This is a genomic window from Paraliomyxa miuraensis (assembly GCF_026337845.1).
Taxonomy (GTDB): domain Bacteria; phylum Myxococcota_A; class Polyangia; order Nannocystales; family Nannocystaceae; genus Paraliomyxa; species Paraliomyxa miuraensis.
In genome coordinates this window covers 1-413 of sequence record NZ_JAOVZF010000060.1, presented here as the reverse complement: position 1 = coordinate 413, position 413 = coordinate 1, and the positions used below count along the sequence as shown (strand labels likewise).

The following is a 413-nucleotide window of genomic DNA, read 5'->3' as shown; positions in this document are numbered from 1 at the left end:
TCGGTTGCCCGTCGGTGGTGATCGGGCCGACGCCGCGACCAGTGGTGGGCTGGTGCTCGACCGGGACCAAGCCCTCGCCACGACCCGCCGGCCTGCCGTTCTCGTGGCGCCGCATCGAGCCCGAGCCAAGCGAGCGCAAGGAAATCCTCGGGCTCGTGCTCGACGGACCACGCGCACGAGCCCAGGGCGTGGCTCGGCCGACCCGGCTCTGGGCCGAAGCAACGCGAGAGGACGACCGACGATGACCACGCTACGAGCCCCACCCTTTCGCGACGCGCCGCACGTGCTCGAGCAGGTGGCGCAGACCCACCGCCGCCAGGCGATCGTGCCGACCGGCGATCCGACCCTGGCCTACTCCCTGCCGATCCCCAAGGGCTGGGGCCGTGTGCAGGGCCTTGGTGTTCAGGCCCCGG

At 72.6% G+C, this 413-nt stretch carries 1 protein-coding gene; it reads left to right on the top strand.

The genetic code is table 11. The features are described from left to right. The coding region (locus tag OEB96_RS00260; protein WP_266213368.1) for a hypothetical protein at positions 1-245 on the top strand (245 nt) is incomplete at its 5' end. Positions 246-413: the final 168 nt, after the last annotated feature.